Origin of the sequence: Streptomyces sp. NPDC005799 (assembly GCF_040630525.1) — a bacterium.
Classification (GTDB): Bacteria; Actinomycetota; Actinomycetes; order Streptomycetales; family Streptomycetaceae; genus Streptomyces; species Streptomyces griseorubiginosus_B.
On the sequence record NZ_JBEXXQ010000044.1, the window covers coordinates 13,985 to 31,086 of the forward strand.

General features: G+C 73.5%; 15 protein-coding genes. 6 read left to right on the forward strand and 9 right to left on the reverse strand.

Going from position 1 to position 17,102, the window contains the following annotated elements:
• Positions 1-99: 99 nt before the first annotated feature.
• From ABZ453_RS34990 to ABZ453_RS35015, 6 genes are all read left to right on the forward strand, one after another.
• On the forward strand, positions 100-564 hold the full coding sequence (locus ABZ453_RS34990) for a cyclic nucleotide-binding domain-containing protein (protein WP_358608266.1): 465 nt from the start codon (positions 100-102) through the stop codon (positions 562-564).
• Positions 561-1,256: a CBS domain-containing protein gene (locus ABZ453_RS34995; protein ID WP_359021440.1), complete on the forward strand. Its 696-nt coding sequence runs from the start codon at positions 561-563 to the stop codon at positions 1,254-1,256. Before ABZ453_RS34990 ends, ABZ453_RS34995 begins: the two co-directional genes overlap by 4 nt.
• A 152-nt stretch (positions 1,257-1,408) precedes the next feature.
• Complete coding sequence (locus ABZ453_RS35000; protein WP_359021442.1) at positions 1,409-2,113, forward strand: response regulator transcription factor; 705 nt, start codon at positions 1,409-1,411, stop codon at positions 2,111-2,113.
• Positions 2,114-2,235: 122 nt separating this feature from the next.
• Positions 2,236-3,231 carry a hypothetical protein gene (locus tag ABZ453_RS35005; RefSeq protein ID WP_359021444.1) on the forward strand — a complete coding sequence of 332 codons (996 nt, stop codon included), beginning with the start codon at positions 2,236-2,238 and terminating at the stop codon, positions 3,229-3,231.
• A gap of 131 nt (positions 3,232-3,362) precedes the next feature.
• The gene (locus ABZ453_RS35010) at positions 3,363-4,244 is read left to right on the forward strand and encodes a universal stress protein (protein ID WP_359021446.1); all 882 of its coding nucleotides are present in this window, start codon (positions 3,363-3,365) and stop codon (positions 4,242-4,244) included.
• A gap of 30 nt (positions 4,245-4,274) precedes the next feature.
• Positions 4,275-6,608 (forward strand): heavy metal translocating P-type ATPase, encoded by a 2,334-nt coding sequence (locus ABZ453_RS35015; protein WP_359021448.1) that lies wholly within the window; start codon positions 4,275-4,277, stop codon positions 6,606-6,608.
• A gap of 16 nt (positions 6,609-6,624) precedes the next feature.
• Here the strand turns inward: ABZ453_RS35015 and ABZ453_RS35020 are convergent, their stop codons facing one another.
• The 9 genes from ABZ453_RS35020 to ABZ453_RS35060 form a co-directional block, all read right to left on the reverse strand.
• Complete coding sequence (locus tag ABZ453_RS35020) at positions 6,625-7,548, reverse strand: carbamate kinase (protein ID WP_359021450.1); 924 nt, start codon at positions 7,546-7,548, stop codon at positions 6,625-6,627.
• A 4-nt stretch (positions 7,549-7,552) separates the two neighbouring features.
• The gene (argF, locus tag ABZ453_RS35025; RefSeq protein ID WP_359021452.1) at positions 7,553-8,554 is read right to left on the reverse strand and encodes an ornithine carbamoyltransferase; all 1,002 of its coding nucleotides are present in this window, start codon (positions 8,552-8,554) and stop codon (positions 7,553-7,555) included.
• Positions 8,555-8,571: 17 nt separating this feature from the next.
• Positions 8,572-9,786, reverse strand: a complete 1,215-nt coding sequence (locus ABZ453_RS35030; RefSeq protein WP_359021454.1) for an arginine deiminase — start codon at positions 9,784-9,786, stop codon at positions 8,572-8,574.
• 20 nt (positions 9,787-9,806) lie between these two features.
• A complete protein-coding gene (locus tag ABZ453_RS35035; protein ID WP_359021456.1) occupies positions 9,807-11,276 on the reverse strand; it encodes an amino acid permease in 1,470 nt (489 codons plus the stop codon).
• Between the two features lie 137 nt (positions 11,277-11,413).
• Positions 11,414-12,391: a nitroreductase gene (locus tag ABZ453_RS35040; RefSeq protein ID WP_359021458.1), complete on the reverse strand. Its 978-nt coding sequence runs from the start codon at positions 12,389-12,391 to the stop codon at positions 11,414-11,416.
• 13 nt (positions 12,392-12,404) lie between these two features.
• Positions 12,405-12,671 carry an SHOCT domain-containing protein gene (locus ABZ453_RS35045; protein ID WP_359021460.1) on the reverse strand — a complete coding sequence of 89 codons (267 nt, stop codon included), beginning with the start codon at positions 12,669-12,671 and terminating at the stop codon, positions 12,405-12,407.
• 15 nt (positions 12,672-12,686) lie between these two features.
• Entirely contained in the window at positions 12,687-13,559 is an 873-nt protein-coding gene (locus ABZ453_RS35050; RefSeq protein ID WP_359021462.1) for a universal stress protein, read from the reverse strand.
• A 114-nt stretch (positions 13,560-13,673) separates the two neighbouring features.
• The gene (locus tag ABZ453_RS35055; RefSeq protein ID WP_359021464.1) at positions 13,674-16,049 is read right to left on the reverse strand and encodes a glycosyl hydrolase family 65 protein; all 2,376 of its coding nucleotides are present in this window, start codon (positions 16,047-16,049) and stop codon (positions 13,674-13,676) included.
• Positions 16,050-16,074: 25 nt separating this feature from the next.
• Positions 16,075-16,950 (reverse strand): universal stress protein, encoded by an 876-nt coding sequence (locus ABZ453_RS35060; RefSeq protein WP_359021575.1) that lies wholly within the window; start codon positions 16,948-16,950, stop codon positions 16,075-16,077.
• Between the last annotated feature and the right edge of the window lie 152 nt (positions 16,951-17,102).

Below are 17,102 nucleotides of genomic sequence, written 5' to 3' on the forward strand. Positions count from 1 at the left end.
GACGGCCCCGCCCGGGGGCCGGGTGGCCCATGGTCCCCGACATTCCGGGCGCACACGCTGGAACTGGCAGTTCCGTACGCGTCCCCCGGGAGGCCAGCCATGAACGGTCCCGTCACGACCAGCCTGCCGCGGGCGCTGCCCGCCGAGCACCGGGAGAGGCTGATGAAGGTGGCCCGGGAGGTGTCGATCCCCGAGGGCACCCGCCTCTTCCACGAGGGCGGCCACGCCGACCGCTTCTGGATCATCCGTACCGGGACGGTCGAGCTGGACATGCACGTACCCGGCCGCCGGGCCGCCGTCATCGAGTCCCTCGGGCACAACGACCTCGTCGGCTGGTCCTGGCTGTTCACCCCGCACACCTGGCACCTCGGCGCGGAGGCGGCGACGCCCGTGCGGGCGTTCGAGTTCGACGCCGTGGCGGTCCGCGAGATGTGCAAGGAGGATCCGGCGTTCGGCGAGACCGTCGCCCGCTGGGTGGGCGAGGTCGTGGCGGACCGGCTGCGCGCGGCCCGTACCCGCCTGCTGGACCTGTACGCCCCCTACGGCAGCGGGAGCATGCGATGACCACGCCGCACGCGACACCCCACATCGTCAGTGATGTGATGACCCGCTCCGTGGTCACCGCCCGCCGCGGGGAGGCGTTCAAGGACATCGTGCGGACCATGCAGGACCACCGGGTCAGCGCGCTGCCCGTGGTCGACGACGGCGGCCACGTCGTCGGGATCGTCTCCGAGGCGGATCTGCTGCCCAAGGAGGAGTTCCGCGACAGCGACCCCGACCGCTACACGCAACTGCGCCGGCTGTCCGACCTCGCCAAGGCGGGTTCGCTCACCGCCGAGGAGCTGATGACCGCTCCCGCCCTCACGGTGGAGGCCGGCGCGACCCTGGCCCAGGCCGCCCGGACGATGGCCCGGGCCAGGGTGAAACGGCTGCCGGTGGTGGACGGCACCGGCCGGCTGGAGGGTGTCGTCAGCCGGGCCGACCTGCTGAAGGTGTTCCTGCGCGAGGACGATTCCATCGCCGAGGAGGTACGACGCGAGGTCGTGGCCTACCTCTTCCCGGCCCCGGCGTCCGCGGTGCGGGTCGAGGTCCACGAGGGTGTCGTCCTGCTCGCCGGGCGGGTCAGGGACCGGTCCCTGGTGCCCGTCGCGGCGCGGCTGGTGCGGGCCGTGGAGGGCGTGGTGGACGTACGGTTCGACCTGGGCGAGGACACCCCGGCCGCGGAACTGTCCCGGAAGCGTCCGGCCACGCGCTGACATCCCGGCAGAGCAATCTCGTTCCCCTTCCGGCTCTGCTCGACGTAGGTTCGGCAGTAGGGCCGGTCGGCCCTGGTGCGACCGGCCCGGGCGCGTCATGATCGCCTCAGGGGCGGTCCGCAGTCCGCCCTACAGGGGAACGAGAGGCCGATATGACCGAGGCACGCACCTTCACGGCGGAGAACCCCATCCGCGTCTTCCTGCTCGACGACCACGAGGTCGTCCGGCGAGGTCTCGCCGACCTGCTGGACGCCGAGCCGGACATCTCCGTGGTCGGCGACGCCGAGAACGTCGAGCACGCGCTGGTCCGCGCGCCCGCGGTGCGTCCGGACGTGGCCGTCCTGGACGTGCGGCTGCCGGACGGCGACGGCATCTCCGTCTGCCGTGACCTGCGCAGCCGGATGCCGGAGCTGGCGGTGCTGATGCTGACGTCCTTCGACGACGAGGACGCGCTGCTGGACGCGATCATGGCCGGGGCGTCGGGCTATGTGCTCAAGCAGATCCGCGGCTCGGACCTGGTCTCGGCCGTCCGCACGGTCGCCTCGGGCCAGTCGATGCTCGACCCGGCGACCACGGCCCGGCTGATGCGCACCCTGCGCACCGAGCCCGCCGAGGCACCGGAGCTCTCCCCCGAGCTGGCGAGCCTGTCGCCGCGCGAGCGGGAGATCCTGACGCTGATCGGGGACGGACTGACCAACCGCGAGATCGGCAAGCGGCTGTATCTGTCGGAGAAGACCGTCAAGAACCACATCTCCCGGCTGCTGGCCAAGCTCGGCGTGCAGCGCCGGGTGCAGGCCGCCGTGCTCGCCTCGCAGCTGGAGCAGCCGGAGGCCGGAGAGCATCCCGTGCGCCGCTGACGCGGGGAGGGCCGTCCGGCGGGTTCCGAGGCCGTACGGCCCCTCCCCCGCCGGCCCGCCCGGGGCCACCGTGGGTGGGGTCACCATCGGCCCGGCCGCCGCAGGGCGGGGAGGAGGCCCCCATGACCACCACGGTCCTGGACGTCGCGACCCTGGAGAAGCTCGTCTCGGCGGCCGTCGCCGCGCCCTCCGTGCACAACACCCAGCCCTGGCGGTTCCGGCTCGATCCGGACACGGTCACGCTGGAGATCCGGGCGGCGCCCCACCGCACCCTGCGCCACGCCGACCCGGCGGGACGCGCGCTGCACGTCTCCGTGGGCTGCGCGGTGTTCAACCTCCGGCTCGCGGTCGCCCACTTCGGCTGGGAGCCCGTCACCCGCCTGCTGCCCCACCCCGGCGAGCCGGACCTGCTGGCCACCGTGCGACTGGCCGGCGCCGCGCGCTCCACGGCTCCGCCGCAGCTGTACGACGCCGTGTGGCACCGGCACAGCAGCCGCTTCCCGTACTCGGACCGGCCCCTGCCCACCGCCCTGCTCACCGAGCTGACCGAAGCCGCACACGCCGAAGGGGCCCAGCTGGGCGTTCCCGGACCGGCCGAGGTCGACCGGGTACTGCGGCTGACGCGCGAAGGCGAACTGCGCAACACGGCGGACGCGGACCGGTCCGCCGAGAGCCGGCAGTGGGTGCGGGAACCGGACCACACCGCGCTCGGGATCCCGCCGACAGCCGTCGGCCCGCAGGACTACCACGAGCGCGTCCCCATGCGGGACTTCGGCGCCCACCGCCACCCCTCCGTGCTGCCCGCCCGCCCCTTCGAGAAGCGCCCCTCGCTCGCCGTGCTGTCCACCACGCACGACCGCCGCACGGACTGGCTGCGCGCCGGACAGGCCCTGGAACGGGTCCTGCTGGTCGTCACCGCCCACGGCGTCCGCGCCTCCCTCCTGCACCAGGCAGTGGAGTGGCCCGACCTGCGCGACCAGCTGCCGTCCGCACCGGACGATCGACGCGCCAACGCCCAGATGGTCCTCCGACTGGGCTACGGCCCCGAGGGACCGCCCTCACCACGGCGCGCGGCGTGGCGGGCGCTGCAGGACGCCCCGCTGTCGGCGGCTTCCTGATCCTGAAAGCAGTGGGCCTTACGGGCCCAAGCGCACACCGTCCGGCCCTCGCTCCAGGCTGATCGGACGACCAGCCTGGAGATGGGGAGGCATACGCGCGGCACGCGCCGCGCCGGCATCGGAGGTGCGTGATGAGCGGGCCCGTGGTCGTCGGATTCGACGGCTCCAGCGCGAGTGCGACGGCGGTGTGGTGGGCCGCGCAGGAAGCCGTCGACCGGCACGCGCCCCTCCTGCTGCTGCACTCCTGGACCACCCGACCGCTCGATGTGCCCGTCGCCCAGGAGGCACTGCGGAAGCAGAGCTACGGCGGACGGGTGCTGCAGCGGATGGAGGCCGAACTCCTGCATCGCCACGGCGATCTCACCCTGGCCACCGAACTCGTCTCGGCCTCCGCGGCACAGGCCCTGGTCGAGCGGAGCGACGGCGCCTCGATGCTGGTGCTCGGCTCCCGCGGCCGCGGCTCGGTGGCCGGTTTCCTGCTCGGCTCCATCAGCCTGCAGGTCCTGGGCCGGGCCCACTGCCCCGCCGTGACCGTGCGCGCGGACGACCCGGCCGTGCCGGTGGGACCGCGGCGGCCGGCCACGGCCGACCGGCAGGAGGTCGTCGTCGGCGTCCGCGAGGCCGGCCCCGCCGTCGACCCGCTGCTGGAGTTCGCCTTCACCACCGCCGATCTGCGCGGCGCACGTCTGCGCGCGGTCCGGGCGCTGCCCCTGACGTCCTGGGTGACGCATCCGCCCACCGGCCGCCCCGACAAGGGATACGTGACCGACGAACAAGGGCGGCTGGCCGCCGCCGTGGCACCGTGGCGCGAGAAGTTTCCCGACACGGAGGTCGTGTACGACGTCGCCCGGGGCTCCGCGGCGCAGGTGCTGCCCGCCGCGTCCATCCACGCCCTGATGACCGTCCTGGGCCGCAGGCGCCGCCCCTCGGCGCGAGCGTGGAACCTCGGCCCCGTCACCCACGCGGCCCTGCGCCACGTCGCATGCCCCGTCGCCGTCGTCCCGCACGACTGAACCGCACCGAACGCTCCAGTGAGGACCGTCATGGACCGAGTCACCGCACGGAATCGCCTGCGTGGCCTGCGCGCGGCGCTGCTCATGCCGCCGAGGATCGAACCGCTGCTGCTGGCCGTGACGGCCGTCGCGCTCGTCGCCGGCGGCGTCTGCCGCCTCGCGGGTGCCTCCCAAGCGGCCGATGTCTGCTGGGCGCTGGGCACCGTCGCCACCGTGGTCCCGGCGGTCGGCTGGGTTCTCGCCGACCTGCGGCGCGGTCACGGCGGCGTCGACGTGATCGCGATCCTGGCCCTCGGGGGCACGCTGGCCGTGGGCGAGTACCTGGCCGGAGCGCTGATCGCGCTGATGCTGGCGACCGGGCGCACGCTCGAGGCGACGGCGCAGCGCCGGGCCTCCCGCGATCTGCGCGCCCTGCTGGAGCGGGCGCCGCGCACGGCGCGGCTGCTGACCCCGGACGGCGTGCGCACGGTGCCCTCGGCCGAGGTCGCCGTCGGTGACCTGCTCGTCGTGGGTCCCGGCGAGGTCGTACCCGTGGACGGCCGGGTGACCGGTGCGCAGGCCGTGCTGGACGAGTCCGCGCTCACCGGTGAGCCGCTGACCGTGCGCCGCCTCCAGGGCGAGACGGTCCGCAGCGGCGTGGTCAACGCGGGCGGCGCCTTCGAACTGCGGGCCACCGCCACCGAGCGGGACAGCACGTACGCGGGGATCGTACGGCTGGCGCAACAGGCCGGGGCGGAGTCGGCGCCCGTGGTGCGGCTGGCCGACCGGTACGCGGCCTGGTTCCTGCCGCTGTCCCTGGCGGTCGCCGGCGCGGCCTGGCTGCTGAGCGGGTCCGCCGTGCGCGCGGTGGCGGTCCTGGTGGTGGCGACACCCTGTCCGCTGCTGCTGGCGGCACCGGTGGCCGTGGTCTCCGGTCTGTCCCGGGCCTCCCGGCTCGGCGCGGTGATCCGGGACGGCGGGGCGCTGGAGAACCTGGGCCGGGCGCGAACGCTGCTGCTCGACAAGACGGGCACGCTCACGGCCGGTCGCCCCCGCGTCCTCGACGTGGTCGCCGCACCCGAGTGGCAGCAGGCCGAGGTGCTGCGGCTGGCCGCCTCGCTCGACCAGTACTCGCCGCACGTCCTGGCCCAGGCCGTGGTGGACGCGGCCCACGAGCGAGGACTGCGGTTGTCGACGCCGGCGGACGTGTCGGAGGAACCCGGCCGGGGCGCGGCCGGCACGCTGGGCGGGCGCCGGATGACGATCGGCCGACGCGACGACGGCGCCCAACTGCCGCAGTGGGCGCGGTCGGTGGACAACCGGGCGCTTCTCGACGGGGCGGCCGTGGCCTGGCTCTGCGCGGACGGCGATCCGGTCGGCGCCGTACTCCTGCGCGACCCGCTGCGCGCCGACGCGCCGCGCACCCTGCGTCGGCTGCGCGCGGCCGGCATCCGGCGGCTGGTGATGCTCACCGGTGACCGTGCCGGGCCCGCGCGCGAGGTCGGTGCCGTCCTCGGCCTGGACGACGTGCGCGCCGGTCTGGCACCGGCCGACAAGGTCGCCGCGGTGCGCGCCGAACGCGAGCGCGCCGTCACGGTGATGGTGGGTGACGGGGTCAACGACGCTCCCGCCCTCGCGGCCGCCGACATCGGCGTGGCCATGGGGGCACGGGGTTCCACGGCCTCCTCCGAGGCCGCCGACATCGTCCTGACCACCGACCGGGTGGACCGTCTGGCCGACGCGGTCGCCATCGCCGTGCGCGCGCGGCGCATCGCCGTGCAGAGCGCGCTCGGCGGCATGGTGTTGTCGCTGGTCGCGATGGTCGCGGCCGCCTTCGGGCTGCTCGCGCCGGCCGTCGGCGCGCTGCTGCAGGAGGCCATCGACGTCGCCGTGATCCTCAACGCGCTGCGGGTACTGCGCGACGACGGGCACGGCCGTCCCGTGGTGCCGCCCTCGACGGAAGCCCTCATCCACCGCTTCGCGGCGGAACACGACGACCTCCGGGACGTGCTCGACGCCGTGCGCGACGCCGCCGACCACCTGTCGGACGGCGCCGGACCGGGCGGCCTCGCCGCGGTGGCCGAGGTGCACCGGCTGCTGACCGAGCGGCTGCTGCCGCACGAGTACGCCGAGGAGCACCAGCTGTATCCCGCGCTCGCCCCGACACTCGGCGGCCCGGAGGCGACGGCCACCATGAGCCGCGCGCACGCCGAGATCGACCGGCTCGCCCGGCGCGTGGCCACCCACCTCGCCCTGGCCGGGCCCGACGGCACACTGTCCCCCGAGCAGCTCGACGACTTGCGAGCCTGCCTCTACGGCCTCAACACCGTGCTGCGCCTGCACTTCACGCAGGAGGAGGAGAGCTACTTCTCCCTCGCGCCCTGAACCCGCCCGGATGCGTTCAGCCGACCGGGAGGTCCGGGCGTACGAGGGTTCCCGCGCGACCGTGCAGCATCTCGTACGCGGCGTCCAGGGAGCCGATCGCCGCCAGTCCGCCCGTGCGCTCGACGAAGCGGGCCGCCGCCTCGGTCTTGGGGCCCATCGAGCCGGCCGGGAAGGCGCCGCGGCGCAGCGAGGTGGGGGTCGCGTCGTGCAGGGGGCGTTGACGCGGGGTGCCGTAGTCCTCGTAGACGTTGGGGACATCGGTGAGGACGAGCAGGAAGTCGGCCTTGAGGTCCTCCGCGAGCAGAGCGGCGGTCAGGTCCTTGTCGACGACGGCCTCCACCCCGCTGAGCTCTCCGCTGTCGCGGTCGGCGACGACCGGGACTCCCCCGCCGCCCGCGCAGATGACGAGCGTGCCGCCCGCGAGCAGTTCGTGGATCGTGTCGGTCTCGACGATCCGCTCGGGCAGCGGCGAGGCGACGACACGGCGCCAGCCCGTGCTGTCCTGGGCGATCCGCCAGCCGTGGCGGCGGGCCAGGAGCTGGGCCGTCTGACGGGGATAGACCTGGCCGACGAACTTGGTGGGGTGGTGGAAGGCCGGATCGTCGGCCCGGACGAGGGTGTGGGTGACCAGCGCGGCGACACGGTGTCCCGGCAGGGTGTTGTACAGGGTGCGCAGCAGCAGGGAGCCGATCATGCCCTGCGTCTGGGCGCCGAGGAGGTCGAGCGGGTAGGGGGCGCTCAGGGCCGGGTCGGAGGCGCTCTCGACGGCGAGCAGCCCGATCTGGGGACCGTTGCCGTGGGTGATGACGACCTCGTGGTCGATGGCCAGGGCGGCGATCGCCGTGGCCACGCGGTCGATGTTGGCGCGCTGGACGGCGGCGTCGGGGCGCTCGCCCCGGTGCAGGAGGGCGTTGCCGCCGAGGGCGACGAGGATGCGCATGGTTTCAGTCCTCCAGGGTGGCCACGAGTACGGCCTTGATGGTGTGGAGCCGGTTCTCCGCCTGGTCGAAGACGATCGAGGCGGGTGAGGAGAAGACCTCGTCGGTGACTTCGAGCGCGTCCAGGCCGTAGTTGCGCAGCACTTCCCTGCCGAGGCGGGTGTCGTGGTCGTGCAGGGCCGGGAGGCAGTGCATGAACCTCACGTCCGGGTTGCCGGTGGCCGCGAGGGTCTTGTCGTTGACCTGGTAGGGCAGGAGCAGGTCGATCCGCTCGCCCCAGTGCTCGGCGGGCTCGCCCATCGACACCCATACGTCGGTGTGCAGGAAGTCGGCGCCCTGTACCGCCGTCTCTACGTCCTCGGTGAGGGTGACGCGTGCCCCGCTGTCCTCGGCGCGCGCCCGGCAGGCGGCGACCAGGGCGGGGTCGGGCCACAGCTCCCTGGGCGCGGCGACGCGTACGTCCATGCCGAGCAGGGCGCCCATCGACAGCAGGGAGTTGCCCATGTTGTTGCGGGCGTCCCCGAGGTAGCAGTAGGCGACGTCCTGCAGGGGTTTGCGGCTGTGCTCACGCATGGTGAGGACGTCGCAGAGGCTCTGGGTGGGGTGCGCGCTGTCGGTGAGGCCGTTGTAGACGGGGACGCCGGCGTGCGCGGCGAGTTCGGTCACCAGATGGTGGGCGGAGCCCCGGTACTCAATGGCGTCGAACATCCGGCCGAGGACGCGGGCGGTGTCGGCGATGGACTCCTTGGCGCCGATGTGGGTGTCGCCGGGCCCCAGGTAGGTGGTGGCGGCGCCTTGGTCCGCGGCGGCGACCTCGAAGGCGCACCGGGTGCGGGTGGAGGTCTTCTCGAAGATGAGCGCGAGGTGCCGGCCGGTCAGCCGGGGCCGTTCCGTACCCGTGTGCCGGGCGGCCTTCAGGTCGGCGGCCAGGTCGAGCAGGTGGTGGATCTCGCGGGCGGTGAAGTCGAGTTCGCTCAGGTAGGAGCGGCCTCGCAGGTCGACGGTCATGGTGGTCTCCTGGCCGGTCAGACGGCCGGGCCGCGCTCGACGGGGCAGCTCATGCAGCGCGGTCCGCCGCGGCCCCGGCCGAGTTCGGCGCCGGCGATGGTGACGATCTCGATGCCCTGCTTGCGCAGGTAGGTGTTGGTGGTGACGTTGCGCTCGTAGCCGACGATCACGCCGGGCTCCAGGGCGAGGAAGTTGTTCCCGTCGTCCCACTGCTCGCGCTCGGCGCCCCGGACGTCCTGCGGCGCGCACAGCATCCGCACCTTGTCCAGGTCGAGTGCCTCGGCGAGCGCGGTCGCCAGGTCGGAGTTCGGGCGGACGTCGAAGCCGGTGTCGTGTGCGGCGCTGGGCGTGAGCGTCCAGGAGCGCAGCGAGTCGGCGAGACCCGGGTACACGGTGAACGCGTCCCGGTCGACCATGGTCAGCACCGTGTCGAGGTGCATGTAGGCGCGGGTGGCGGGGAGTTGGACGGCCACCAGCCGGTGCGCGGTGCCCGTGGCGAACAGACGGGTGGCCAGGTTCTCCACCGCCTGGGCCGTGGTGCGCTCGCCCATGCCGACCATCACGGCCCCGTTGCCGAGGACGTGCACGTCGCCGCCCTCCAGGGTGCCGACGGGCCCCTCGAGCAGCGGGTCGAACCCGGCGCCCGCGAACAGCGGGTGGAACCGGTAGATGGCCTCGGCGTGCAGGCTCTCGCGGCGGCGGGCGGTCTTGGCCATCGGGTTGACCGACAACTTGTCGTACACCCAGCAGGAGTTGTCGCGCGGGAAGAGGTGGTTGGGCAGCGGAGCGAGGGCGAAGTCCTCGGCGTCGAGGGCGCTCCACACCAGGCTGTACGGGGCCGCCAGCCGCAGGTCGCTCTTGAGCAGGCCGCCGATCAGGTAGCCGGCCAGGGTCTCCCCGTCGAGCCCGGCGCACAGTTCGCGCACCGGGTCGAGCAGGGCGGGGCCGACGGTGGCCGCGGTGATGACCCGGTCCAGCAGCCAGTTGCGGGCCTCGGCGAGGTCCAGGGTCTGGGCCAGGAGGTCGGTGAAGTAGTGGACGCGGGCGCCGTGGTCGCGCAGCACCTGGGCGAAGGCGTCGTGCTCCTCGCGGGCGCGCTTGGCCCACAGGACGTCGTCGAAGAGCAGGGCGTCGACGTTGCGCGGGGTCAGCCGGGACAGTTCGAGTCCGGGGCGGTGCAGGATCACCTGGCGCAGCGGGCCGACCTCGGAGTCGACGTGGAAGCGGGTCATGACATGCCTTCCCTGAAGGGTCAGTCGTGGTGGCGGAGGAAGGTCCGGCGCGGGCCGCGGGGCCCCCGTTGCCGCGGGATGCGCGCGACGGGCGACGCTGTCTCGGGCGCCCTCGCCTGCGGAATCTCGGAACCGGCGGGTGTCTCGTGGCCGTACTCGCCGTGGTCCCGCTTGAGCCAGATGTAGACCGGCAGGCCGAGCAGCAGCACGAACAGGCCGTAATAGACGGTCTGATAGCCGCTGCCCTGGATGGACCAGTAGGAGAAGGCCATGGCGAGCCCGGCGACGGTCGCGTCGCGGGCCAGGCGCCGGGGGGTCAGGCTCCGCCGGCCGTGGGTGAGCAGCCAGTACAGCTGGGCCGCCGCGGAGAACAGGTAGGGGATGACGGCCGTGAGCACGCTCAGCAGCACGATCCGGGTGAAGACGTCCTCGAAGCGGGTGTAGCTGAACACGGTGATCAGCGAGGCGAGGACGGTGGAGGCGACGATGCCGAAGGCCGGCACCCCGCTCGGGCCGCGCAGCCTGGCGAAGGACTGGGGGAAGAGCCCGTCGCGGGCGGCCGCGTAGGGCATCTCGGCGCACAGCATGGTCCAGCCGTTGAGGGCGCCGATGCCGGAGACGATGGCGGCCACGGCGACGGCGTCGCCCGCCCAGCTGCCGCCGACGATGTTGTTGGCGGCGTCGGTGAACGGGGCGGTGGAGGAGCCGAGTTCGCCGTGCGAGACGGTGCCGAAGACGGCGAGGGTGCCGAGGATGTAGATGACGGCGCAGGCGACGGTGCCGTAGACGGTGGCGCGGGGCACGTTGCGCTCGGGGTCGCGGACGCGGCCGGCGACCACCGAGGCGGCCTCCAGACCGAGGTAGCTGAACAGGGCGATGGCACCGGCGGCCGAGATCGCGCCGAGTGCGGACTGGTGACTCGCGTTGAAGGCACCGAAGTTGCGCGGATCGACGAACAGCAGCCCCACGGTGGCCATGAGGACGAGCGGCACGAACTTCAGCACGGTGGTGACGACCTGGAAGGCGCCGGTGTTGCGCACCCCGCTGAGGTTGATCGCGGCAGGGATCCACAGGCCCACGAGTGCGATGGCCACCGAGATCCCGGTCCGGTGCCCGGTGTTGACGAAGACCTCCACATACCCGACCCAGGCCACCACGATCGCCGCGTTCCCGGCCCAGGCGGTGATCCAGTACGACCACGCGTTCAGGAATCCGGCGAACTCGCCGAACGCCTCGCGGGCGTAGACGTACGGGCCGCCGCTCGCCGGGACCCGTCCGGACAGTGCGCCGAACGTCAGGGCCAGCGCGAGGGCGCCGAGGGTGACGGCGCCGAACGCGACCAGGGCGATGGGCCCGTAGGGTGCGAGGGCCGATGGCAGGGCGAATACGCCGGTGCCGATGATGCTGCCGATGACCAGAGCGGACGCGGCCGGCAGACCGAGTCGGGCTCCGGGAGCGGGTTTCGCCGCGCTCCTCGTCGAGCTGGGCATGGTGATGCTCCTCGGGCTTGACGCTGCGGAGGTTTCCTTTGCTTCGATCTTGCTCGGCGGCGTCGGCCCGGGTGAGCGGCCGCTGGTCCCGGGTGCGGTCCATTGGTCCCGTTGCGCGGTGCCCGGTCGGCCTGTGCTCAGACCGTCTCCAGCACGTCGGAGACCGGGCGGCGCGGCGTCGCGACGCCCGCGGGCCCGTATCCCAGACGCAGCACCATGTGCACGAACCCCATCGACGACCTGGGATCACGGGCCAGTGCGCGCAGGTCCGCACGCTCCAGGGCGTGGGAGGTGAGTGCCGTGGCCAGTCCCTGGAGCGTGGCCAGCAACAGCACCCTTTCCAGGGCCTGTCCGGCGCGCAGCCAGTCGGCGGGGCGGTCGTGGGCCGTGCCCAGCAGGGCCAGGTTGGGAGTGGTCTCGAAGGCGACGGCCGGGCGGCCGGGCAGGTGGCCGCGCCCGGCGAAGTCCCGTACGGGTGCGCGGCCCGATCTGCTGCGCGGTCCGAAGGCGTACTCGGGAATGCCGTCGGCGCTCGCCTCACCGGCCCGGGTCCAGCGCCGTACCTCCTCCACGCGTTCGGGTTCCAGCGAGTCGCGTCCCTCGGCGTCGTGGACGTGGTCGAGCAGTGCCTCGACATGCCACTGGTCGGGGAAGACCAGTTGCGCGTCCTCCTGTTCGGCGGCTTCCCGCAGCGCCTCCTGGACGTCGGCCGGGAGGGTCTTCTCCTCGAAGGGGTGGCGGCTGGTGTGCCGGCGGGCGATCGCCGGGAACATCCGGGCGAGTTCACGGTCGGGACGCTCGGTCGAGGTCAGGTTGACGGTGGCGAGCAGGTACGGGTCGGACGGATCGGGCAGGATCCCGGTGTCCGTGTGCAGGTCGTGGTGCGCGGCGGCGACCCGCAGGTTGAACAGGGCCGCGCCGCAGCCGAGATGGAGGGCGCGGTGGTCGGGGTCCGTGCGGGGCATGGCCCGGCCGAGGTCCGGTCGCAGTTCGACGGTGCGCGTGGCCGAGTCGTGGCGGAAGCGCCAGGGCTGCGCGTTGTGCAGGGAGGGTGCGGCCGTCGCTGCGGAGACCAGTGCCGCGACGGTGCTCTCGTCGAGTGGTCGCGCCGGCATGGGGCGCACCTCCTCAGTGTTTCGTGAGGCTCGGGCCGTCCGTGCGCAGCACGGCCAGACGGCGCCGGTACTCCTCCTCGTCGATCTCGCCGCGGGCGAACCGCTCGGCGAGCAGTTGCTCGGGCGAGGTCGCGGCGGGGGTGTGCGGGCGGTCGGAGCCGCGGCCCAGGGAGCGGTAGAGGAGCACGCCGACGGTGATGAGCACGGTCCAGAACAGGAGCGTGCCGACAGACATCGTGAACCAGCCCCAGCCGTTCATCCCGTGGTGGTACCAGTACACAGCGGGTCACCTCGCTCAGTAGTGCGGGACCACGGCGACCGGACAGCCGACGTGGTGGATCACGGCGTGCGTGACGGGTCCGGTGACCGGACCCAGGGGACGCTGGGCGACACGATGGCCGACGACCAGCAGACTCGCGGGGCGGGCGGCCCGGATCAGCACGGGCTGGGCCCGGCCCGGTAGGACGGTCTCCGCCACCTCGACGCCGGGGTACTTCTCCCGCCACGGCCGCAGCACGTCGGTGAGCAGGCCCTCCCGGTCCACCGCGTCCCACGGGCCGTCGACCGCCGCGCGCGCCGGACCGGCGTGGACCGCCCGCAGCCGTGCGCGGCGAAGCCGGGCCTGCTCGAAGGCGAAGGCGATCGCCGCCTCGGCCGGGTCGTCCGCGTCGACGCCCAGCACCACGTCCCGGCAGCGGGTCCGGGTGGAGAGGCTGCCGTCGGAGGCGGGCATGTGCTCGTCCTCGGCGCGCTCCCCTGCCCGGACGAGGACCACCGGCCGCGTAGCCCTCGCGACCACGCCGAGCGCCACCGACCCCACCAGGAAGCCGGTGAACCCGCTGAGTCCGCGCGAGCCGAGTACCAGCAGGTCCGCCTGTCCGGCCGCCCGCAGCAGCGCGGCGACCGCCGGCCCCTCGACCTGCTCGTCCGTGAGGCGCGTGCCCGGGCTGGTCTCGCGGACGTACTCCTCCGCCTGCCGCAGGGCCCGCCGCGCCAGATGGCGCTGAACGGCGCCGTCCGGCCTCTCCCGCCCCGTGGGCGGGCTCCATTCCCAGGCGTGGAGCAGCCGCAGCCCCCGGCCACGGCGTTCCGCCTCCCGGGCGGCCCAGGAGGCCGCGGCAAGGCTCTCGGCCGATCCGTCCACCCCCACGATCACCGGCACCGGCATGACCAGCACCTCCCTGGCTCGACCCGCTCCTACGACCAGGCTCGGGTCCGTGCACCGGCGCGGACAGGGGCCGCCAGGGCTGTCCCGGGGGGCCGATGGGCCCAAGCCTGCGGCTCAGCCCTGCCCGGCGAGCAGCAGGTGTCCGGTCTCCCCCGGCCGCAGACACACCACGCGGTCGGGCAGCCGTACGTCGATGGGGGGCTCGTCCGACGCGGGTACGGCGATCTCCAGCCGCCCGTGCGCGAGCCGCAGCCGTACGCCCCAGTGGCCCCGGTAGCGCAGGGCGAACCCGTACGAGGACAGCTCCGGCAGCGGCACCGGGTCCAGCCACAGCGCGCCGTCGCGGGTCTCCAGGCCGGTCAGTCCGCGCTGGACGAGGTCGAGGGTGCCGGCCATGGCGCCGAGATGGACGCCCTCGCCGGTGGTGCCGCCCTGCAGGTCGGCGATGTCGCCCCGCAGCGCCTCCTGGCAGTATTTCCAGGCCTCCGCGCGCCGGGCGCGGGCCAGGACCCAGCCGTGGACGAGACCGCTGAGGGTGGAGCCGTGGCTGGTGCGGCGCAGGTAGTAGTCGACGGTGCGCTGCCAGGTGCCCGCGTCCAGCCGGAGTCCCAACCGCTTGAACAGGCCCTGGAGTTCGTCCGGTGAGAAGAGGTAGCCGAGCATCAGGACGTCGGCCTGCTTGGAGGCCTGGTAGCGGTTGACGCTGTCGCCCTCCGCCTCCAGGATCCGGTCCAGCCGGCGGATGTCCCCGTAGCGCTCGCGGTAGCCGTCCCAGTCGAGTTCGGCGAGGTCGCCGTAGCCCTCGAACTGGCTGATGACGCCCCGGTGGAAGGGCACGTACAGGGTGCGGGAGACGTCCTCCCACAGTTCCAGCTCGCCGCCGTCCAGGCCGGTGCGCTCGACGAGTTCACGGCGCCGGGGCTCGGGCAGGGAGTCGAGCAGCTCCAGGGTCCGGGTGAGCACCCAGGCGGCCGTGACGTTGGTGTAAGCGTTGTCGTCGAGGCCGGGTGAGTCGGCGCCGGGATACGCGTCGTGGTATTCGTCGGGGCCCATGACGCCCTTGATCCGGTGCCGTTCGATGCGGTCGTCGTAGACGGCCGAGTCGGCCCAGAAGCGCGCGATCTGCAGCAGCATCTCCGCGGCCTTGGTGTGCAGGAACTCCGTGTCGCCGCTGGCCTGGCAGTACTGCCAGGCGTTGTACGCGATCGCCGAACCGACGTGGTACTGCAGCCGGGAGTGGTCGGGCAGCCAACGGCCGGAACGCGGGTTGAGATGCAGACGCTGGCTCTCCTCGCGGCCGTCGCTGCCGCTCTGCCAAGGGTACATCGCGCCCCTGCGCCCGGCCTCGCGGGCGGCGGTGCAGGCCTGTTCCAGGCGGCGGTGACGGTAGCGCAGCAGGGCGCGGGCGACCTCGGGGAAGTGCAGGTCGAGGTAGGGCAGGACGAACAGTTCGTCCCAGAAGACATGGCCCCGGTAGGCCTCGCCGTGCAGGCCGCGGGCCGGCACCCCGACGTCGAGGTCGGCGGTGTGCGGCGACAGGGTCTGCAGGACGTGGAAGAGATGAAGGCGCAGGATGCGGCCCGGCTCCCCCTGGACGTCCAGTTCGGCCCGGCGCCAGAGCTGGTCCCAGGCCGTCAGGTGGGACTCCAGCAGCTCGTCGAAGCCGGATGCCCGGCCGACGCGCTCGACGGCGGCGTAGAGCGGGTCGCTGATGGCGGGGTCGCGTGAGGTGTGCAGGGCGACGGTCTTGTCCAGGGTGGTGGTGCGGCCGGCCGTCAGCCGAAGCCGGACGTGCTGGACGGCGCGGGGTTCCTCGTGCCGGGTCGTGACGGGCGTGTCGGCGGTGAGCCGGGCCGCCATGCCGATCCGGATGTCCGAGGTACGGGTACGGCAGCGCAGCCAGACGGTGTCGGGGGCGGCGGTGCCGGTGTGCACATGGGTGAGATGGCGGCCGTCCAGGTCGCGGTAGCGCGGCACGCCCGCGTTGGTGACGCCGCCGTCGAGGGCCGCCTCGACCTCGAGGTCACCGGAGAAGCCCTCCGCCGTGAACTCGGTCCGCAGGGCCGCCAGATGGGGATCGGCCATGTGCACCAACCGCTGCTGACGCACCGTCAACTCACTGCCGTCGCCCAGCCCGTACCGGGTCCGGCGCTCCAACAGCCCCGAAGCCAGGTGCAGACGCATCCGGTGGTCGAGCACGGACGCGGCGTCAGGCGTCAGCCAGGGTCCGCCGGGCAGCCGGAACCGCAACGGCAGCCAGTTCGGCACATTGACCATGTCCTCGTTCTCGACCCGGCGTCCGGCCACGTCGGAAGTGAGCCGGTTGTAGCAGCCCGCGACATAGGTGCCCGGATAGTGCACCTCGTCGGCGGCGCACTCGGGCAGTGCACCCCGGGTGGCGAAGCAGCCGTTGCCCAGGGTGCACAGGGACTCCCGCAGCCGTTCGTCCGCGGGGTCGTAGCCCTCGTACTCCCAGATCCAGTCCGTCACCCCGGGCCTCCCCGCACCCTCGCGCTCACACGCGTTGCGGCACGATCGCCACGGGGCAGTCCGCGTGGTGCAGCAGGGTGTGCCCCACCCGGCCGAGCTGGAACCCGAAGTGGCCGGCCCTCCGACGCGCTCCGATGATCACCAGGTCGGCGGCGGCGGAGCGGTTGAGCAGCACCGTGCGGGCCGGGCCCTCCACCGTGTTGCGGCGCACCCGGACCGCCGGGTGGTCGGCCGTCGCGTCGTGCAGAAGGGCGTCGATCAGGGCGGATGCCTGCTGCTCGTGCTGATGCGCCGGGTCACCCGCCAACTGGGGGTGGTCGGCACCCTCGAGCGCGGGGCAGCGCCAGGCGCGCACCACGTCGAGCACGCCACCACGCGCCTCGGCCTCCCGGAACGCGAACCGCACGGCCTCGGCGCCGGTCGCGGGGTCTCCCGCCCCGAGCACGATCCGCTCGTGCGTGCCCGCGAGCCCCGCCTTGTCGCCCCGGACCACGATCACGGGGCAGTACGCACGGGACGCCACCGTCAGGCCGACGGAACCGAGGAGCAACCCCTGGAGCTCACCGCGCCCCCGCGAGCCGGTCACCACGGCGGAGGCGTTGTTGCCCTCGCGCAGCAACGCGTCGGCCGCCTCCTCGGGGACCACCTCGGCGGACACCTTCACCTCGGGGTTGCGCAGCCGGGCCCGCTCGGTGGCGGCTCCGACGATGTTCTCCGCCATCACCTGCTCGGAGGGACGGTCGAGCGTCGTGGAGGGCACCGCGCCCTCGTAACGCTCCCACAGGGAGGCATACACGAGCCGCAGCGGCAGACCGTGCCGGGCGGCCTCGTCCACCGCCCAGTCCACGGCGGCCAGGCTCGCGTGCGATCCGTCGACACCTACGACAAGGGGCAGCTCCATCATCGTCCTCACCACCTTCCTGGACCGCACGGGTGTGCGGCACGGGGCTCCACCTTCACGGTCGCACCGTCGGCCGGGGCGCACGAGGGGTGGTTCGGCCCCGGGCGGGGCCGTTCGGCCCATGCGACGGTCTGCACGCGGGGGCGAGGGCC